General features: G+C 45.1%; 14 protein-coding genes. 1 reads left to right on the top strand and 13 read right to left on the bottom strand.

Annotated features, from left to right (window positions below):
- Positions 1-56: 56 nt before the first annotated feature.
- The 4 genes from AC58QT_RS16810 to AC58QT_RS16795 all read right to left on the bottom strand — a co-directional run bounded on the left by AC58QT_RS16810 (position 57) and on the right by AC58QT_RS16795 (position 4,252).
- The gene (locus AC58QT_RS16810; RefSeq protein ID WP_497410010.1) at positions 57-965 is read right to left on the bottom strand and encodes a hypothetical protein; all 909 of its coding nucleotides are present in this window, start codon (positions 963-965) and stop codon (positions 57-59) included.
- A gap of 129 nt (positions 966-1,094) precedes the next feature.
- Entirely contained in the window at positions 1,095-2,192 is a 1,098-nt protein-coding gene (locus tag AC58QT_RS16805) for a mandelate racemase/muconate lactonizing enzyme family protein (RefSeq protein WP_497410009.1), read from the bottom strand.
- A gap of 33 nt (positions 2,193-2,225) precedes the next feature.
- Positions 2,226-2,891: a GntR family transcriptional regulator gene (locus AC58QT_RS16800; RefSeq protein WP_497410008.1), complete on the bottom strand. Its 666-nt coding sequence runs from the start codon at positions 2,889-2,891 to the stop codon at positions 2,226-2,228.
- Between the two features lie 227 nt (positions 2,892-3,118).
- On the bottom strand, positions 3,119-4,252 hold the full coding sequence (locus AC58QT_RS16795) for a glycoside hydrolase family 88 protein (RefSeq protein ID WP_497410007.1): 1,134 nt from the start codon (positions 4,250-4,252) through the stop codon (positions 3,119-3,121).
- 162 nt (positions 4,253-4,414) lie between these two features.
- Here AC58QT_RS16795 and AC58QT_RS16790 point away from each other — a divergent pair, with 162 nt between their 5' ends.
- The gene (locus AC58QT_RS16790; protein ID WP_497410006.1) at positions 4,415-5,251 is read left to right on the top strand and encodes a helix-turn-helix domain-containing protein; all 837 of its coding nucleotides are present in this window, start codon (positions 4,415-4,417) and stop codon (positions 5,249-5,251) included.
- A gap of 41 nt (positions 5,252-5,292) precedes the next feature.
- On the opposite strand, the gene AC58QT_RS16785 is transcribed toward AC58QT_RS16790, so the two are convergent.
- The 9 genes from AC58QT_RS16785 to AC58QT_RS16745 form a co-directional block, all read right to left on the bottom strand.
- Entirely contained in the window at positions 5,293-5,886 is a 594-nt protein-coding gene (locus tag AC58QT_RS16785) for an ankyrin repeat domain-containing protein (RefSeq protein WP_497410005.1), read from the bottom strand.
- A gap of 350 nt (positions 5,887-6,236) precedes the next feature.
- Complete coding sequence (locus AC58QT_RS16780; RefSeq protein ID WP_497410004.1) at positions 6,237-8,438, bottom strand: alpha-galactosidase; 2,202 nt, start codon at positions 8,436-8,438, stop codon at positions 6,237-6,239.
- Between the two features lie 74 nt (positions 8,439-8,512).
- A complete protein-coding gene (locus AC58QT_RS16775) occupies positions 8,513-10,234 on the bottom strand; it encodes an extracellular solute-binding protein (RefSeq protein ID WP_497410003.1) in 1,722 nt (573 codons plus the stop codon).
- A 53-nt stretch (positions 10,235-10,287) separates the two neighbouring features.
- A complete protein-coding gene (locus tag AC58QT_RS16770; protein ID WP_497410002.1) occupies positions 10,288-11,178 on the bottom strand; it encodes a carbohydrate ABC transporter permease in 891 nt (296 codons plus the stop codon).
- A gap of 22 nt (positions 11,179-11,200) precedes the next feature.
- A complete protein-coding gene (locus AC58QT_RS16765; RefSeq protein ID WP_497410001.1) occupies positions 11,201-12,163 on the bottom strand; it encodes an ABC transporter permease in 963 nt (320 codons plus the stop codon).
- Between the two features lie 136 nt (positions 12,164-12,299).
- Positions 12,300-13,877, bottom strand: a complete 1,578-nt coding sequence (locus AC58QT_RS16760; protein ID WP_497410000.1) for a response regulator — start codon at positions 13,875-13,877, stop codon at positions 12,300-12,302.
- 6 nt (positions 13,878-13,883) lie between these two features.
- Positions 13,884-15,662, bottom strand: coding sequence for a sensor histidine kinase (locus AC58QT_RS16755; protein ID WP_497409999.1), 1,779 nt, complete (start codon positions 15,660-15,662; stop codon positions 13,884-13,886).
- A complete protein-coding gene (locus AC58QT_RS16750; protein WP_497409998.1) occupies positions 15,659-17,875 on the bottom strand; it encodes an alpha-galactosidase in 2,217 nt (738 codons plus the stop codon). The genes AC58QT_RS16755 and AC58QT_RS16750 overlap by 4 nt, the downstream gene beginning before the upstream one ends.
- A gap of 253 nt (positions 17,876-18,128) precedes the next feature.
- Positions 18,129-20,543 (bottom strand): glycosyl hydrolase family 28-related protein, encoded by a 2,415-nt coding sequence (locus tag AC58QT_RS16745; protein WP_497409997.1) that lies wholly within the window; start codon positions 20,541-20,543, stop codon positions 18,129-18,131.
- Between the last annotated feature and the right edge of the window lie 64 nt (positions 20,544-20,607).

Below are 20,607 nucleotides of genomic sequence, written 5' to 3'. Positions count from 1 at the left end.
CAAGTGCCAATTGACATAGAAAAGGCTGCCCTCCCTGGGCAGCCTCTCCAATTAAATTAATGATGATGATCTTTACATTTACATTTGCAGTGCTTAAATGGATCATGTGGAGGTTTAAACTTAGGATTAATCTTATCTGGACCAATTTCTTTAATCAGTTTGGCAATGGCTTTATTGATCCTTCTCTCTCTCTCGGATTCTTCTGGAGGCTTAGGTCGGTCACAACACGGACAAGCAGGCACCTTCTCCAACTTGTTATTCGGAGCATGACTGATGCTTGCCGTTTGCCCGGAAGCACTTAGACTTACGGTAGCCATTTGGATCGTCGAGTTCTCCAGTAACACTCGGCTCTGAAATGCAACTAAAGCCTGAGCTTCGTTAATGAAAGGCGCGCTCGCCGGGACGAAACCATTCATCAGGTTTTGCGGATTATTATTATGGTCATTCCCTGGGTTCGATGGATCGTTAATTGTAAAGCTGTTGGAGCTATTACTTGTAAAACGACCGAAAAGCACGTGTCCTGCTTCATGCGCTAACAAATACGAATCGGCCGCATTGTCCGATAGGACTACCTGTCCATAAACGCCATAATTATTTGTGTTAACAAAATTTATGATCTGGGGTCCGCCATTTCCTACGGCACCAGAGCTTAAATTACCTCCGCTTACGTAAACAACGTAAATCGCAGTCGCATTATTATTTACCGTTCTTGCTTGTAAAATCAGCGATTGTACCCTTTCATCATTCACGTTTGCAACCGTATTTGATGGAATCGTTACATCTGAGATGTAATACTCACTCAAGGAAACAAAGTTTATATTAGGTCGAACGCCTGGGAAAAATCCGGTCCCCCATGCTTCAGTCGAACGACTAATATCGTTTTGTACTCTAGCTCTGCGCAATTCAGCCGTATCGCTAGATCTTGCCCCCCTAGTAAAAATGCTAACAACAGAAACAGTTGTCATTACCTATCTCCTCCTAGTATCTAGTAGCACTATCTACTATAGGAGATGCAAAACGATAGAAAATCGTGTGGACAAATTAAACGGGGGATTCGTTTATTTTTGCCCCTTATTCTAGCAGTTGGCACACCATTATCTAACTCGATATTGGTCAAAATAGGTTGGGAGAATCGTAGTCGAAGCTCCTGGCATCTGCGGCAACACATAGTGTCCATCTATCACCGTAGCAGGCTCCTCGAAGATATGTCGAATCCATGGAATGTACTCCAGCATAATTGCACTCGGCGTCGCAGCTACAAGATGCTGATGTATTTGTCCCATATCGCCTACGTGCGGACAGATCGGCACATCATAGGATGCCGCTAAGCCCGCTACCTGTAACCACTCCGTGATCCCACCTACACGAGTAACGTCAACTTGGCAATATTCGAGCGCGCCTTGATGAATGTAATCACGGAAAGCATATTTATTATACACATGCTCGCCAAGTGCAATGGATACATTGAGCTCGTCTGCGAGCTTCTTATGCCCCATAATATCATCCGGATTCAATGGCTCTTCTAGCCAGAAGAGATCGAATTCTTCTAGTTTTTTGCCCCAAGTCATCGCCGTATTGATATGCCATTGTTGATTCACATCGATCATGAAAATAACCTCATCACCGATCGCTTTTCTGACCGCTTTACAGCGAAGATAATCCTCGCGCGGATCGGGCTTACCGACCTTGATTTTGACACCCGTAAAGCCTGATTCTACGATCTCGGTTACATCCTTGAGCAATCGATCTTGCGACCAGTTCAACCAGCCGCCATTGGTATTATAGGCTTTAATTGGTTTCGTTTTCGCTCCCCCAAGATACTGCCAAAGCGGTTTATTGGAGGCTTTCGCCATAATGTCCCACAAGGCAATATCCACAGCGGCAAGCGCCATGTGTGTCACGCCTGCTCGGCCGATCCAGTGCATCTTGCCAAAACGCATCTCTTCCCAGAGTGCTTTGACCATGAAAGGATCTTGGCCAATCAAAAGAGGTGCATAATAGTTATCAATGGTATCCACGATCATCCCATCACCATGGGCACAAGTCCCTGTGTAGCCATAGCCAACAAAGCCTTCATCTGTATAAATCCGGACGCCTGCTAATCCCCAATGCGTAGCTATGTTAATTGCATCTGTTATCGGGGGTGTAATCGGTACATGCAAAACAAAACTCTCCACTTTCGTAATTTTCATGGCATCCATCTCCTTTGTTGTAACTATCCTACATTAGCCAATAAAACCTCGGGTTCTTTGATGCGAATGGGTTAAGTGCTGTAGTAAAGCATTTTCCGCCATCACCGTATCCCTTGCCATTAAACCTTGAACGATAAGCATGTGTTCATTCCACTCATCCTGTAATAATTGCTGTTCCATTCCCTTCTGGAAGAGTGATGAATAGCGTTGAATGCGATCAATATACACATGAATCAGGTTTTCCAATGCCAAGTTGCCACAATATTCAAGTATCAAACCGTGCAAACTCTGGTTCATTTCTGCGATTAATGCTACTTTGTCCTCACCCTCAGCAGGATGACTTCTTGACCATGTTTCCATTTGCTGTACCAAATTAGCAATCTTCTCATCTGGCATTTGCGGCAGCGCTTTGCGAATCGCTAATGATTCCAGCTCCTTACGGATTTCATACATATCATCCAACTCTTGCATTGAAATCTGTGCCACATACATCCCCTTGAAAGGCACCGTGTACACCAATTCCTCCGCCATTAACCGTGAGAGTGCTTCACGAATCGGAATATTGCTCACTTCAAGGTCACGAGCCAGCTGATCAATATTAATCTTTTCACCAGAAGGGATGTCATGCTGAAGGATCTGCGCCTTTAATAACGTATAGATTTCATCGGTCAAAACATAACGGTTTAAGCCTTTTTTCATCGTAGCCACCTTTTCTTCTACCTCATATCATAAATCATACATGATTTATGATTCGAAATAAACAGTTAATTTAACAACACACACAACTACCTATTCTGATCTCGGTATACTCAAATAATGCAGGGAGCAAAGCGAGTACGTTTTAGATTGTCCAAACACAAAGAAGATCTCTATACAAGACAGAGATCTTCTTTGTTTGCTGTAAATTAGCTAGCGCAACGAAAGACTTATAAGAGTTCCTTCAGCTTACTTATCGCTTCGACATAATAATAATCACCATAGATAAGTGCACCATTCTCAACCGCTGTGCGCTTATTGTTACCGGGATGGAAGGCCGCTGTCGCGTTTGTCAGAATACACTCATCCGAAAGATCCCAGATCGCACATTTTTCATCGAGTGCTTTAAGAATGAATAGGGCCGATTGAAGATACAGCGCCTTTTCTGCTTCTGGCACAGCCTTGGCAATTTCAATTAAGCCGCACGCGGTAATAGCTCCTGCACTGCTATCTAGCAACGGAGATTCTTGCGGCTGTCTATAATCACACAATGGCACGTACCCCGTGAGTGGTAGGCACGCTAACACATAATGTGCAATTCGTTTGGCAGCGTGCAGATACTCTGGTTTTTGTGTCCAGCTGAATGTTTGCGCGAAGCCGTATATCGCCCAGCTCTGACCTCGCGACCAGGACGAACCGCTCTCATAGCCTTGTCCTCTTGGATTATCCAGGAATTCGCCTGTCTCCTTGTCAAAGCTAACAATATGATTCACCGAACCATCTTCTCGGATAAAGGCCTTTATTGTCTTGTCTGCGTGTTGAATACCGATATGCTTAAAGCGATCATCCTTACTTTGTTCACTAGCCCAGAACAACAGCGGAATATTCATCATGCAATCGATAATAGCCCAGCCTTCTGTGCCTTCTCCATTCCAAGCACGGATATAGCCGCCTGCTAGATTGTACCTGGCGGAAAGTACATTGGCTGCAAGCATAGCGCGTTGTCTTGCTTGTTGATCACCTGTAAGATCGTAGTTCAATACACTTGTTAACAACCACATAAAGCCTACATCATGATGCAACTCATCGTAACTGTGGAGAACCTGATCTAATTTTTTCTCAATACTTTGCGCATATTGCTTGTACTCATCGGTATTCGTGTCTTTGTACAGCTGCCATAGAATGCCAGCCCAGAATGAATTGGTCCACCAGGAAAGTTCATCATGCCAATCATCATAAACCCCGTTATTCGTCGTGTGCGGGAACCCGTCTTGAATACGGGCTGAGGTCTTGGCTATTTTCGCTGTAATTCGATCCCATGTCCCTTGAATGTACGCTTTATTCTCCTGTAAAATCGCTTTCATGTTGTTGCCTCCCTAAACAAATCTGTTTGAATATGCTAAGTATAGCGAGAATTGAAGTTTCTACCTATGGTAGACTTTGCGTGATACATTGCAAAAGTTGCTTTTTCATTTTGCCTTTTATGATATAGTTAACATATTAAATCTTAGCCACCGAGGGCCGCTATGAATGAAATTCTTACAACCATCTCCTTGCTAAATAACGCATTTAGCTACATCCACTCCATTACGCAAAGTCCTCATGACAACCAACACCACACCTATACGTTGGATTGCTACGAAATCTATTATTTAATCTCTGGCAATGTCGATTATCAAGTAGAAGAGATGACGTACTCCCTCAATCCTGGGGATCTATTAATTATTAATAATAGGGAAATGCATCGACCTTATTTTACGAGTGATGCTAGCTATGAACGAATCCTCATTTTTTTCACGCCGGAGTTCTGCCAACATTATCAGCAGATGAACTATCCCATTTTGCAATATTTTGAACGCAAAAAGCCCGGAAGCTTTAATCGCATCCCGAGCAAGCTAGTAGAACAACTAAGCGGCTATTTCACGGAGATTGAAGAACATATTCGTAATCAGCAACCAGCAAGTCAGGTGCTCATTGAATTAACGTTTATCCGACTCCTCATTCATCTCAATGAGCTAATCGCCACTCATCTGCATACGTTTGAGCTTGAGGGCAACTATCATGCCAAAATTGAACATATCGTCACGTATATACATAATCACCTATACCAGCAACTGACACTCCAGCATATTGAGGAAGTCTTCTATATAAATCGCTACTACTTCTCTCATCTCTTCAAAAAAGTAACAGGGTATAGTTTTAAACAATATATCATTCATAAACGCATCGCTAAGGCGATTGAATTACTAAAGTTATCCATTCCGCCAGCAGAAGTATGTAAAATGACAGGCTTCGAGGACTACTCTAATTTCTATAAGGCGTTCAAGAAAATTACTGGTGTTTCGCCTAAGGGATATTCATAGAAAGAGAGGCTACCTCCTCTGCTTCCCGCAATTTATTAACTCTACTTCGCTCCTGCAAGTCTTAATATCTGCTCGATTTCTGTAAATCGATTTCGTTTCGCATGCTGAAGCGCGGTAACGCCGTCCCGATCAGCTATATGCACGTTGGCACCATGTTCAATGAGAAGTCGGGTGATGTCTTGATACTTGGGTCCGCCATTGGTGAGAATAGCAACTTCAAGCAAAGCGGTCCAACCCAAATTGTTAATGTGGTTGACATCCACATCAGTCGTTGTAAGCAGCACTCGCACATTTTCCAAATGTCCTTTTTCTGCTGCAGGGATGAGCGCATTCCCCCCGTAACGGTTCGTCAGCTTCGTATTGGCCCCAGCTTCAATTAGGAGCTGTAAAATAGATAGAAGCCCTTCTGCTCCAGCGTATAGGAAAGGGTTATCCTGCATGGCGTCCTTGATATGGATATCGGCTCCAGCTTCAATTAATAGCTTTACAATCGCTGGATTGTTAGCATGCGTGGCTGCCATAATCGCCGTCCTGCCTCTGCTGTCCTGCTCATTCAAATTAACACCATCGCCCAGGAGTTGCTGTACTTGCTCAATGTCACCGCGCTCAACGGCAGCTATCAATGATTGACTCATCTACGTATCTACCTCCCTTTCAAATGTCCCGCCATTCCATTATGCCATAATTAGAAGTGTTCGACATACATGAGATACACCGCTGCTCCATCCTCGCTTCTCCATCCTTAAAAAGTCAAAATCTAAAATAGATGCGAATCTGCATCTTTTTCCATTAGATAAGTCACAATCTATTAGGAAAGATGCGAATATGCATCTTTTTCCACCCCACTCAGCCTTTTTATGGCATCTCGGTAGAAAAGGATGTATTTTTGCAGCAATTCTTCGATAAACAGTCTATTCTCCTTAAAAAAGATGTATTTTTGCAGTTCTCCGCCCCAATCGCTTATTAGCACCAAAAAGCCCGCGTTTTACGCGGACTTCATCCCTTTCCGTTGCAGCTTCCAGGAACAACTGGCATAGTCCCCTGTTAATACTGGAACATTTAATCCAGCATACATCAGCATTTCTCCAGAATAACTAGTATTGCTACCTACGATTTCATAATCCATACCAGGCTCAAGCCCCTTCAGATAAATGCGAGAAAGGGGTTCATTATACCGGGCTAATACTTTGGTATACACAATAAATGCCTCTTGTTTATCCTCCGAGACGAACATCCAAGCTGAGTCATTGTGTTCAAAAGGACTTCTTAACCGGTACATCTCGCCGAACTGAACCAGCTTTCTTATATCTTTATATTCGGCAATCTGGCTTGTAGCCGTTTCTCGTTCTTGCTCTGTCAGCTTCGTCAAATCAAGCTGGTAGCCGAAATTACCAGACATCGCGACATGTCCCCTAGTTTCAAAGGAAGCGCTGCGGTACAATACGTGACTTGGCGCTTTCGAGACATGAGCTCCCATTGTGATAGCTGGATAGATCATGCTGAAGCCATATTGAATTTTGATTCGCTCGACTGCATCGCTGCAGTCGCTTGCCCATGTTTGTGGCATGTAATACAACATACCAGGATCGAATCTTCCGCCCCCGCTAGAACAGCTCTCAAATAGAACATCCGGAAAAGCCGTAGTCAGCGCTCCCATCACCTTGTATAAACCAAGTACATACCGGTGAGCCGTTTCCCGTTGCCGCTCCGGCGGCAACAGCGCCGAACCGATCTCGGTCAGATGGCGGTTGCTATCCCACTTTACATAGGATATCGGCGCACTGGCCATCACTTTTGTGATCATGCCTATAACGGCTTCGCACACATCCGCTCTAGATAAATCAAGGACAAGCTGATATCTGGATAGCGTTCGTGCCCGATCCGGCACATGCATACACCAGTCCGGGTGAGCCCTGTATAGGTCGCTATCAGGCGATACCATCTCCGGCTCAAACCACAGCCCGAACTTCATGCCATGCCCTTCCACGCGTTCCGCCAAACCCTTCAGACCATCCGGAAGCTTTACCTTATGCTCTACCCAATCTCCTAGAGAGGAGGTCGAATCGTCTCTTTTCCCAAACCATCCATCGTCTAAAACAAACATTTCAAATCCAAGCTGGTGCCCAACTTCAACAATGTGATTGATTTTTTCAGCCGTAAAATTGAAGAAAGTTGCTTCCCAATTGTTTATGATCACCGGCCTTTCCCTATCGCGGTACGCCCCTCTGCACAATCGCTTCCGATACAAGTGATGGAAAGTTCGCGACATTTCTCCTAATCCATTTGAAGAATACACCATCACCGCTTCTGGGGTTTGAAAATGCTCTCCTGGCTGCAGCAACCAATCAAAATCGAATGAATTGATGCCCATGTAAGCTCTTGTGCCATTGTACTGATCCACTTCTGCACCGGCAGCGAAGCTTCCACTGTAGACAAGGCTAAAAGCAAATACATCCCCGTGATCTTCATCCACTCCCGGTCTAAGCAAGGCAAAGAACGGATTATGCTGCGGCGAGCTGCTCCCTCTGCGGCTTTCAATAGATTGAATCCCTTGTACCAGCTTTCGCTTGGCGACATCAGCCTCTCTCCCCCATGCACCATTCAACTGCATCATGGTGAAGTCACTGTCATGAAAATCGACACTCATGCTTAAAGCTTTGCCCAGCTTCAAGCGCTTCTCGCCATCATTTACAAATCGGACATGCCTCGTTATGACATTCTGATGCTCAAAAGCCGTATAAGAAAGGATAACTAACAGACCTGACAATTCGTCTCTTAAGGTGATTTCTAGCGTTTCCGCCTCATCGCTGGTTTCCACATAGGTGGCTGGTAATCCATCCAGATCAGGTTTACCTTTGCTAATCGAATGGGAGTGATAAGCTAAGTCGGTAATCGTAGAACCATTTTCTAATTGCAACGAAAAAGCAGGACTTCTGAAATCGGAATTTCCGTATGCCGGGTATTCCAATGGGATTGTATCCAGTGAATAGCTCTTGTCCTCTAGATCAGGATAAGGTGAAAACTGCCGAAATGTCGGTCTTAATAAATAGTTGAAATCACTGCTTTGTATCCTTCTTCCCCAGTAGAGGTGCGTCAAATGTTTTTCTTTGTAGAGTTGAAAAGCATACGACATACGACCGGCCTGCACATGAAAAATATTCCTCTCTGCAATAAAAACAATACCCATAGCTCCTATCCGGCCTCCTTGTACGCATAATGAAATCTCATGCCTAACCGAATAGGCATGAGATCATGAAACGGTTATTTCATAAACTTATTGGTATTATCCACAAATTCTTTCCACGCTTTTGCCGAAGATGTAACGACTTTCGCTAGTCCTGCATCGTTCATCTGTTTCACATAATCGTCCCATGCTTTGTTGAACTCCTCATCAGTCTTCGCATAAATAATCTTCGGTGCTTCTTTCAAAAAGATGGATTGTGTCTTCGCATTTTCTGCTTTCACATCATCTGGTACAGGCATTGATCCTAAGTAAGCAGGGATAAATTCGATTGGCGGCAAGAAGTCCGCCCATACGGTTTTTCCGTATTTGCTAAGCGTTTCCTTGGATACAGGATCCAGATTGTTGATGATCGAGTCTTTCGTCAGTGTGGTTGCATAATCGCCATCGGCCAATTTGGTTCCATCGCCATAACCAAAGGTAGCACCGGCAAACGGCAATTGTTTTTCACTCCAGCTGACATTAGGATCTGCCGTTAATTTGGCTTGATAATCTGCTTTCACCTGGCGCTTGCCATTGACAACTTCATAGTGTCTACCCTCGAGTCCCCACCCGAGCAATTTCTGGCCTTCATCGGACATCATATAATCGTAGAGCTGAATGACACGTTCCGGATGCTTCGACTTACTCGAAACAACCCAGCTCCAGCCATTTCTTGTTGAAGGTGCTGTGTTTACATGCATTTCCTTTTGGTTTTCGTCAAATGTCACTGGGAATGGCGCATACATCATATCGTACTTGCCCGTCGCTTTGATGGCATTATTACTTTCTTGTAAATACCAGTTCGGAAAGAATCCGCCCAAAATGCGGTTTTCCGCTAGTTTTGCTTTTGTTGTATCGGCAGTAAGGGTGAAATATTCCGGGTCAAGCATGCCATTATTTTTGACTTTATTCAGAAATTGATAGTATCGCTTCAAATCAGGATGAATTAAATTGCTGGATACAACACCATTATCGAGACGTAATCCGATCCCGTTATTCCCATTTTCCACGTTACCAGCTGCCACAACAGACGGAGCATTCAACAGCAATGTGCTCTCGTAACCGCCAATTCCTGACCAAGGAACGGTAGGCTTGCCATTGCTTTGTGGATGTGCTTTATAAAATTTTTCAATAATGCCGTAAAGTTGATCCAACGTCTTAATCTGCGGGTAACCCGCTTCCTTCAGCACATCTTCTCGCACAACGAATGAGCCTTGTGCATTGGGAGGCGTTTCCGTCAGAGGATTGTTAGAGTAAATGGAATAAATATGCCCATCCTTCGGATCTTTCAGCAAGTTCAAGTTTTTACCGAACGCTTTTTTGATATTTTGTCCGTATTTCTCGATCAAATCATCCAGTGGAACGATGGCACCTGCATCTCGATATTTGGTAAGCTGGGTCTGCGTATTAATGACGAAACCGTCTTCTGGATAACTTTTTGATGCCAGCCACAGATCGTACTTTTGATTGCGATCGCCAATGACAGGATCCTCGACGACCATTTTCACACCGGTTCTCTTCTCAACTTCTTTCCAGACTGGATTGTCTTGGACAAACGTTGCATAAAGTCCCGTCAATTTGAGTGTGATCGGCGATTTGTCAGTCGTGGGCACAGCTGCGGATGAGGACGGTGCCGTTGTACCACTTGCAGCAGTAGGACTTGCTGAAGGTTTATTATCAGCCCCGCTGTCTTTGCTGCATCCAGAAATCGCCACAATCGCCATAGCCGTAAGACTGAGTATGTAAAAAGCTTTTTTCATCGTAACACCCTTCCCTTTTTTGTTTATTTATCAACGGATACGATCCGATTGATTTAACCTTTTACCGATCCTACCGTAAAACCCTTAATAAAGAAGCGCTGCATAAAGGGATATACGAACAGAATTGGTACGGTGACAATGATAATCAGCGAAGCTCGGATCGATTGCGGCGATACCAGCTTCGACTCACCTTCATTTAAACTGAGGATGTTAGATCGATTTACACTCTCTGAGGATTGGGTCAATATTTTTTGTAATTGGTATTGCAGTGTCGTCAAGTTCACATTGTTATTGAACAAATAACTGTCAAACCAGGCATTCCACTGCACAACGGAAACGAACAACGTAATGGTTGCGAGGACCGGCAAACTGACAAACACCACAATACGGAATAAGATTTGAAAGTCGGTGGCTCCGTCTAGTTGAGCTGATTCTGTCAGCGCTTCGGGAACTTGATCGAAATAACTGCGAATGATAATCACATTGAAGGCATTTACTAGTAGCGGAAAAATATAAACGAGGAAGTTGTTGGATAGATGCAAATTCATAATGAGCACATAATAGGGGATTAATCCGCCCTGTACATATAGGCTAACGACGAGAATGGTATTGATGACTTTACGCAATACGAATTCGCGACGACTGAGTGCATAGGCGAGCATGGAGGTCACAAAGAGCGAACATGCCGTGCCGAGCAACGTCCGGGAAATCGAAATAAGTGTCGCTCGCACCAGCGTTTTATCGCGAAAAATCGTCTCATAGTTATACAAGGAAAATTTGCGTGGAAACAAATAGATCCCGCCTCGTACTGCATCACTCGAATCATTAAAGGATATCGCAAGTAAATTTAAAAACGGATAGAGCGTAGCCGCTGCCAGCAGGAGCAAAAACACGTAATTGCTAATCGTAAATATCAAATCTCCCAAACGGATTGATTTTTTCACTATGATCCTCCTGCAAGCCTTATTAAATGACTCGGGACTGACCGAGCCGCTTGGATATCATATTGACGGTCAAGACAAGTGAAATGCTGACGACCGATTGGAAAATGCTAATCGCGACGCCGTACGAATACTCGCTAAGCTTGAAGGAATAGTTCAGCGCATAGATCTGCAGCACTTGTGAATAATCGATGACTACGTTGTTGCCTAGCAAGAACTGCATTTCAAATCCGCTGTTTATAATCGTCCCCGTTGCCAAAATGAGCAAGATTGTCGCGGTAGGCATCATGCCAGGAATGGATATGTGCCACATTTTACTGAATCTTCCCGCTCCATCGACATCAGCAGCCTCATACAATTCAGGATTGAGACTAGCTAAGACGGCAAGATAGATGATTGTACTCCAACCAAGCTCTTTCCAAAGTTGAACAAGCGTATTAATAACCCAAAACCACGAACCCTTAGATAGGAAAAAAATCGGTTCCTCGATTAAGCCAAGACCAATCAGCAATTGATTCAGCAGTCCGCGATCAGGTGACAAAATAATCGTTGAGATGCTGACAATGACGACAACGGAGACAAAGTGAGGAATATAGGTAATGGTTTGCACCACGCGCTTGAAGGCTGTGAACCGAACTTCGTTCAGCAACAGCGCTAGAATGATAGCGCATACAAATCCAGTGATTAGACTCATCGTGCTCATGGCCAGCGTGTTTCGTAACGATTGATAGAACTCATCGTCGCTGAACAGCCGTTTAAACTGATCTAATCCAACCCAAGGACTTCCCCATATTCCTTTCACGATCGTGTATTGCTTAAACGCCATAAGCCAACCCCATAGAGGTCCGTAAGAAAAAATAAGCACAAATAAGGTAGGCAATGCCATCAACAATAGCTGATATTGTTTTTTCCATAGCATCCATTTGCTCTTGCCAGGCTTTGTTCGAATGCGTTTCGTACGTACTACAGTTTCGGCATCTGTTGCCACTTCCGCACCTCCTAGTCCTGCTATTAGCTTACTAATTGGAAGCTCTCTCTTCTTCCATTATAAAAACTTGTCAGACGGTCAACCACAGGATGAATTATAGATAATAGCATGTGTATTTTCAGGAACTCCCGCTTCCTTATTCATAATCCATCCGATAGTCGCTTGTACTGGTGCCTGTATATTGTTTGAATTTTTTATAAAACCAGTTCAAATCGCTATAGCCGACAGCTAATGCCACCTCGTAAACTCTCATTGATGTTGATGCCAATAGTGCCTTGGCTTTCTCCATGCGAATTTTCATCAAATAGTCGTTGAAAGATATCCCTTCGGATGTCTTAAACAATTGCCCCAAGTAAGCGGCGTTGATGTAGAGTTGTTCGGACATAGATTTCAGGCTGATATTTTCCATGTACTGTTCGTTAACTTGTTTTTTGAGCACTTTGATGGTGGGTTCCGTTTGCGACTGCTTGTAGGGTTGAAGCTGGCGGGCGATCATTAAGCACTTCTGTCCGGTATAGGCAAACAAGTCATGCAAGGATCTTGCCTCTAAGATCGTTCTATACTCTCTAATACGGAGTGTGCACATCGCATCATATTCCGGGATTGTTTCCTTACTTAATTTGTATAAATCGATAACGAGTTCGATGGTCCACGATTTGATGACATGATCGGGTATAGATTTGCTGCAGAACATGTCTTCGAATTCCCCCAGCATGGCGATGATCCGATTTTCGTTTCCTAAGCGAATGGCTTGGATCAGATCTTGCGACAGATACGCATATTCATTCAGCAAAGTAAGACTAGGTCTGGTTATCCCTGCAGGCAACATCGCATCAGTACCGAAAATAAAAATGGCATGGAGCATCATCTCTGCCGTACGAAATGATGCTGCCATTTCGGAAACGCGATCGACAGGATTGCCTATGCCAATCGCAACTTGCACACGGGCATCCTGCTGGATAGCACTCGTTATTTTTTCCGACAAAAGATTAGCCGTCATCGCCATGTCTACTGCCGTATCGGATATGAGTACAACACCAAATCGTTCGTCCGACTCTTCAAATACATACCCGATAGGCTGTACGTGATCCTCAATGATCGTACGCACGGCATAGCGCTGGATACCGATTTCTGATTCGGTCAAACGGGAATCCAGCAAATGTGGGAACTCCATTTCAATTAGGAGCGGACAAAACAGATTGGTTTCACTTGGCAACATATCAAGCAGTATGAGCTGCCTAGTCACCTCATCGTGTTCCGAGTAGCCGTGCAGCCATCTTTTTAGTAATTGGTCCCTTATCGCTGGGATGCCGATTTGTAACTTCTTTTGCATAACCAGCTCCCGCTCAATTTCCTGTTTGATTGAAACCAGTAAGGGCTCTACCTCCTCTGCGCCAACCGGCTTGAGCAAATAATGTTTGACGCCGAAGCGCAGCGCTTCTTTGGCATATTCGAAATCATCGTATCCACTCATGATGATGACTGGAATGTTAGAGAATGTGCGTATTTGTGCGATCAGTTCTAGTCCGCTTAGGCCAGGCATGCGAATATCCGTGATGAGCAGTGCGAATTCACCTGATTTTAATAACTCCAGCGCTTGAATGCCGTTCTCTGCTTCTCCTCCAATGCTAAAACCGTGCTTTTGCCAGTTCAGCAAATACTTCATCGTTTTGATCGCGCCGGGTTCGTCATCAATAAGCAATACCTTATACATGCACTTTCACTCCCCCTCTATACTCGGTAAACGCATTGAAACGATCGTTCCTTGTCCTTCCACACTTTCGATCTGCAAGCCGTAACCTTTACCGTATTTGAGGATGAGCCGCTGATGAACATTGCGTAAGCCGATTTGCTTGGATTCATTCATATCAATCGGATTTTCCAAGTTTTCACGAATGCGATCGAGATTAGCTGCTAAAATGCCAGGGCCGTCATCCTCTACGGAAATGCCATAAGTCTCGTTATCTACGATATAGGCCCGAATGCGAATATGGGTATGGCCGACTTTCTGCTCAACCCCATGAACGATCGTATTTTCCATAAGTGTTTGCAAAGAAAGCCGCGGGATTTTGAACGCTTTGAACGAATCGGGGATGTCGATGTGATACGAAAGCTTATTAGAATAGCGGAACGCCTGTATACGTAAAAAAGGAACAACAATCTCCAACTCATCGCGCAAAAGAATAATCTGTCCTCCTTTGCTTAAAATATTTCGATAAGATAAGGAGAGCAGCCGGATAATGCTAGCATTTTCTTCATCGCCCCGCTCCAATAAATTGCCGCGAATCGCATTAAGTGTGTTAAATAAATAATGCGGATGAATTTGCGACTGCAGCGCATACAGCTCGGATTCTTTCGTCTTAATGGCTAGTTCCTTCCGATTTAGCTCCGAGTCATATACTTCACTGATCAAACGTTGAATACGATTGACCATTTCGTTAAACACATGCCCGAGTTGACTGACTTCGTCGCGCCCGCGAATGATAGAAATAGGCTGTAAGCGGTCCAAATCCATGCGTCGCATGATGGCGGCAAGCCCCATCAACCTTCTGGTTAGGCCAAGTGAAAGGACATAGTTGAGTATAACCGACACCGAAAGCGCGGCAATAAGCATGAAAATAACGATTTGACGGAGCTCCATAGTTTTAGCCAACAGCTCTTCCAGCGGGATGACGGAAATCACTTTAATTCCCATGCTGCTGCTTCGCATTTTCAGTGTGTCGTAGGTAAGTAAAAAGCTCCTGCCGTTTACTTTCCGAATACTGTTGCCGGATTCACTATTCGCTATGGAGGAGTAAAATTCGTAATCTGTTGACTTCAATCCATAAGAATGGAGTTGATAACTGTCAATAATGACGTCTCCATTAGGTAGAAGCAAAATAAACTGATGGCGGGTATTTTCCTTATCAAACAGATTTTTTAATAACGCGGTATCGATATCTAACGTGAGGTAAAGATTGGCATTGGGGTATTGGTTGTTTAAATGCTGGGTTAAACGAAGACGTTCCATTCTGTTCAAGGGGTCTAACCCTTCTACGGACCATGTTTTAGGAGCAATCTCCCCCGTATTGGTACGCTGATTTACATACCATTTGGCTTGGTACAATTCATCAGTAAGATACTTAATATCTCCGAAATGGAAAGAGGGGTTGTCGGTATAAATCGATAAATTGACGATTTCTTTGGAGTTGCGCATCGACGCTAGCAGAGGTCCGAAATAATCCGTATACATCTGCAGCGCCGCAAGCGAGTTGTTGTATGTGGCAACTAATCTTTCTTGAAAATAACCGTTCGTGTAAAAAAAATCGGAGATTTGCTCATAGGATTGCAGTAATTGATCGACGTTCTGCGAGAGCTGTGACACCGAATAGCCAGCAGATTCCTTCATTTGTCCAAAAATGATTGAACTGCTGGATCTATCCATCACATACGTTAATGAACCCAACAAAAGAATAACAACGATGGTATGGGCAAGAAACAGTTTGGTCCGAATTTTCATCCGTTAGCCGCAAGACGAATAATTAGGCTTTGATAATCTCCTTTGAGAGCAGGTAACACATACCCAACTCGCTGCAGATAGTCACCACCGTAGACGTCCCCCTGGTCACTCCCCCCGATATGTCCTCCGCTTAGAAGTCGGTAGTTGAACTTTTCGTCCAACCCGTTAAGCCGCAGTCTTTTTATTTGACCCGCAACGGCAGCCTGTACCTGGAAATAGAACACGACTGCTTCCTTACGATCCTCTGTTACAAACATCCACGCAGCTTCTCCTATTTCAAATGGGTTTAACAAGCGATAAAAGTCGCCAAATTGCACGATACCTCTGATCTCTTTGTAGAGGGCAACTTGTTCGCGAATAGCCGACTTCTCCTCTACATTCAGCTTTGTTAAATCGAGTTGATACCCGAAGGATCCTGACATCGCAACATAGCCGCGGGTCTGCAAGGGGGTCATTCGGCCAATTTGATGATTGGGCACTGCTGACACATTCGCCCCCATGGTCACGGGCGGATAGACCAAACTAGTCCCGTATTGGATTTGCAGACGACTTACCGCATCGGAGTTGTCGCTTGCCCATGTTTGCGGCATGTAATAAAGCATGCCCGGATCGAAGCGACCACCGCCACCTGCACAGCTTTCGAATAAGATATGGGGAAACTTGGATGTGATCCGCTCGAGCGCCTGATACAAACCGAGCATGTAGCGATGCGCTGTCTCACGCTGCCGCTCATTCGGCAGAAGCTCGGAGCCGATCTCTGTGAAATTCCGATTGAGATCCCACTTCACATAAGCAATTGGTGCGCTTTCCAGCACACTACACACTGCCTCTACTATGTATTCAACAACATCGTTTCGAGATAGATCCAGAACCAATTGGCTTCGACTTTCCGTACGGCGCCGATCAGGTACATGTAAGCACCAGTCGGGGTGTTTACGATAGAGATCGCTGTCCGGTGAAACCATCTCCGGCTCGAACCAAAGCCCCAGCTGCATACCTTGCCTCGCAATACGATCAGCGAGATCCTGCAGCCCATCTGGCAGTTTGCTCGGATTCACAACCCAGTCACCCAGTGACACGTTGTCGTTGTTGCGTTTACCGAACCAACCGTCATCTAACACGAACAACTCCATGCCAAGACTTGAACCTTCTTTGGCAATGTGCTCCAGTTTATCGGCATCGAAATCGAAATACGTAGCCTCCCAATTGTTAATAAGAATCGGCCGTTCCTTGTGTCGGTATGAGCCACGGCAAAGTCGATCACGGTAAAGACGATGATAGATACGGGACATACCACCCAATCCTTGATCAGAGAATACTAACACCACCTCTGGTGTTTGGAAGAATTCCCCTGGCGAGAGCAGCCAGCTGAAATCAAATGGATTAACCCCCATCTGTACTCTCGTTGTAAAGAACTGGTCCACTTCCGCGTGTGCAAGAAAGCTGCCGCTATAAATGAGACTAAATCCGTAAACTTCTCCCTGGTTCTCATCCGTCCCTTTGGATAGCAGCGCTACGAAAGGATTCTGCTGATGACCGCTCACACCGCGTCTGCTTTCTACCGTATGACCACCTGGCGTGAGCGGCCTGCGATAAATAGCCCTTTCCCTGAGATGTGCACCAGACAAATGAAGGAAATCAAAGTCAGAATGGGGCAAATCGATACTCATTGTCAACACGCGTTGAAGTCTCAGCGATTCGTGGCCACTATGAACAAACCTCGCTGAACGAGTAATGGCATTATACGAGGCGTAGACGGTGTAGGTCAGAAACACAGACAATCCAATCTGTGCATCATAGAGCTCGATCTCCAGCGTCTGCGCTTCCTCCTCCGCTTCCACATAGGTTGCAGGCAATCCCTCCAACGTGGGTTTCCCATTCATTATGCGGTGCGATCGGTATGTCAAATCAGTGACGGAAGTGCCATTTGCAAGCAGTACTTCAAAGGCTGGAGCACGGAAATCTCCAGCGCCGAAGGCAGGAAATTCCTGCGGAATTGTATCTGGAGAGTACGCAGGTTCAGAGGGGTCGGGACGAGGCGAGACTGTACTGCGGGCACGAAGTACTAAATTCCTGTGAAGATTATCTGTACGCACCTTTTTTCCCCAGTACGTATGTGCAAGCAGTCCCCATTGGGTGACTTGAAAAGCATAACTTGTCTGTGCAGTCATGAGATGGAACAACTGACGGGCTTCATCGTACAGAATAGGCATACCAACACCTCGCAAGTTAGAAATCATTATCCCAACAAAGTATCACGTTTCCTCGGCTTGAAAATAGGTTAAATTTGTAAGGAAACGGGTCTTTTCCTATGCTGCTGCATAAAAACTGTGCATTTTAACTGTATTCTAAGAAAAATGATTGTTCGTTCGATCACATAAAAGAGAGGCTGTCTCAAAAGTCAATTTAGACTTTTTGAAACAACCCCACAATTATTAATAGCCTAGGAGTAATGAACCTGCTTTCCTACGGCACTACTCTGCTCACGGTGTTCGAATAATTCGAACTTCCCAGATTATTCGTTGCTTTTACCCGGTAATAATACCTGGTTCCAGAAGGCAATCCACTATTACTGTAAGCTTCGATATCCGGTAAGCCATTGGAGTTATAGATAGCCACCCATCCTGTCGTATCCGATAACGATCGTTCCACCACATAGCTGCGTTCCGACATGGTATTGTCCGACCAGGTCAGATTTATGGTGCCCGTTGCTCCAGCGGTCGAACTTAATCCGGTAGGCGCTCCAGGTACCCCATAACCAACGTACAGCGGCAGCACGAAGGACTTCACGATCGTTGTTGTGTTGTTTTGCTCGGCTTTGCGCCAAGAACCTCCTGATTGCAGCGTTGCAGAAGTCAGGAGTAGGTTGGTTCCTCCTTTTGTTTCATCTACGATCGTACTAAATGCACCTTGTGATGTGATCGTCCCTCCACTATCCGTTACCGATCTGGATTCCGCACACCCTGAATAGGAAGTACTTGCAGCTGTATCCACAAAGAATGGCGTGCTTCCTGCACTTTCCACAGGTGTGGTTTGGCAGCCTAATACTTCTGTTGCACCGGCATTTATCGTTCTAATTAACGTCGTAGGCCATTCCGTTTTCAAGCCCAGAATCCATAAGCGCGATCCGTCATTCACAATATTGGGGTTGCCTTGCTCAGGGTTTAGCTGGCGAGCCCATACTTTTTGATTTTTAAAAATAAATGCAGGCTGCACGGTGGTGTCCGGTGTCTGATTGGGAATCACATGGAAATCCTCGATGTATATGTTCCCTGTCCCCGTCGTATTACCGCTGCTATCCGTATTGCGATATCCATACCCATTCCGCACCGAAATATGCTTGAAAATCAATGTTTTGGAGGAAGATTGCTGGGCAAAGTATTGGCGCCCCCCAGCTGTACCAACACGAAGTCCCTCAATTAAAATCGTACTTGGTGAACCGCTTGCATTCACAAAGTTAAATAAAGGCTTCGACGGCAAGTCTGTCTTGATAGGATTAATGGGAGCCAGCTGCGCATACATGCCGATGATCCGTTTCACGTAAGGCCCCACCGTTATTGTGTCACTAATGTTATATCGAGTGCCATAATCCGTCGTCCCTTTATTAGGGAAATACACCGTTGATTTCCCTGAATTCATTGCGGCTTGAATGGCTGCCGTGTCGTCACTTGCATCCCCTTGCGTAGCCCCCAAGGAACCGGTTGGGTTATACGTCCATGTACTCGGCTTCGTCACATCAGCCCAGTTCGAGGGGTCATCGTCCGTTGTGCCGCTGTCGTCTGCCAATGCAGGACTTGCAGGTGTGTCTTTCATTTCCAGTTCGAGCGAAAGTGCCGTCGATTCGAATAAAGAATAACTATCATTTGTAACGTATTCCGCAACAGGACTACTTGATGTGGCAACAGGCGACTTCGTCTGATCACGGAGTGCAGCTGCATAGCCTGCTGAAGTCACATCACGAGCGAACAGGAAGCCGTCTTGCAAATCTACCCCGTAATTGCTGGCATTGCCGCCATTTAACGTGGCTTTCACTAGCGTAAGCATCCCTTTACTATCCCCACCTGCAATTTGTTTGACTGCAGGGACACTATTCGTACTCGTCAAATTGCGAATCGTGACCACGTGCGCATCGTTTTGAATGCCGGCTGCCCCCTGCCCCGACAGTGTGATATTTTCCATCGTGGTCATGTATTGCTGATGAGATGTTTTCACGCCAAGGCTGAAGCCCAGCACATCCACATTACGCAGGATAGCAGGTCCCGGAATCGTTTGTGTCGATAGATCGATGCCAATCTGGGTCTGCGCAGCATTGATAACTTTAACATCGCAAATACAGCCCTGATTGCTTGCAATATAGGTAATCCCCATCGCTTTGTCATTTCCTGTACCTATGTCTATTTTCAAATTTTGAATACTCGTATTAAAGGCATTATTCGTCCATGCAATTCCTTTGTGGGTAGAGATGACCGCTACTGGGGTTGATGTACCCGCGGTTTTGAACTTATTTGTCTTCGTGGCATCTACGAATAGGCGAACCCCCTCTTTGCTCTGCCCTTGAAGAATCATCCCCCTGTGATTCAGTTCATCGGTTGCCATGACCAGAGGCGTGTCAATCCGATAATTGCCATTCGGAAAATACACAGTACGCGCCGTATACTGGCCTCTTGCTGCGTTAATCGCAGCTTGAATGTCTGCAGAGGCATCTGTAGCTCCCGTTGAATCTGCCCCATAATCTTGAACAACATTAATAATGCCTGAACTCGCATTCGGAGCCGTCGAACCTGGAAATACAATGTTTTCTGCAAAAACAGGCAACGCATGAAACAAAAGCTGGAAGCCAAGAAGTCCCACAAGAAGCTTTCTGAACCTTCCTTTACTCATCATCTTACCTCCTTCATAGTGGCCATTAAATGAAAACGTTTACATTTTATGTAAAAAGCAACCC

Source organism: Paenibacillus sp. J31R109 (assembly GCF_059692055.1).
The sequence above is the reverse complement of the archived record's forward strand: the minus strand, read 5'-3'. Positions and strand labels throughout refer to the sequence as shown.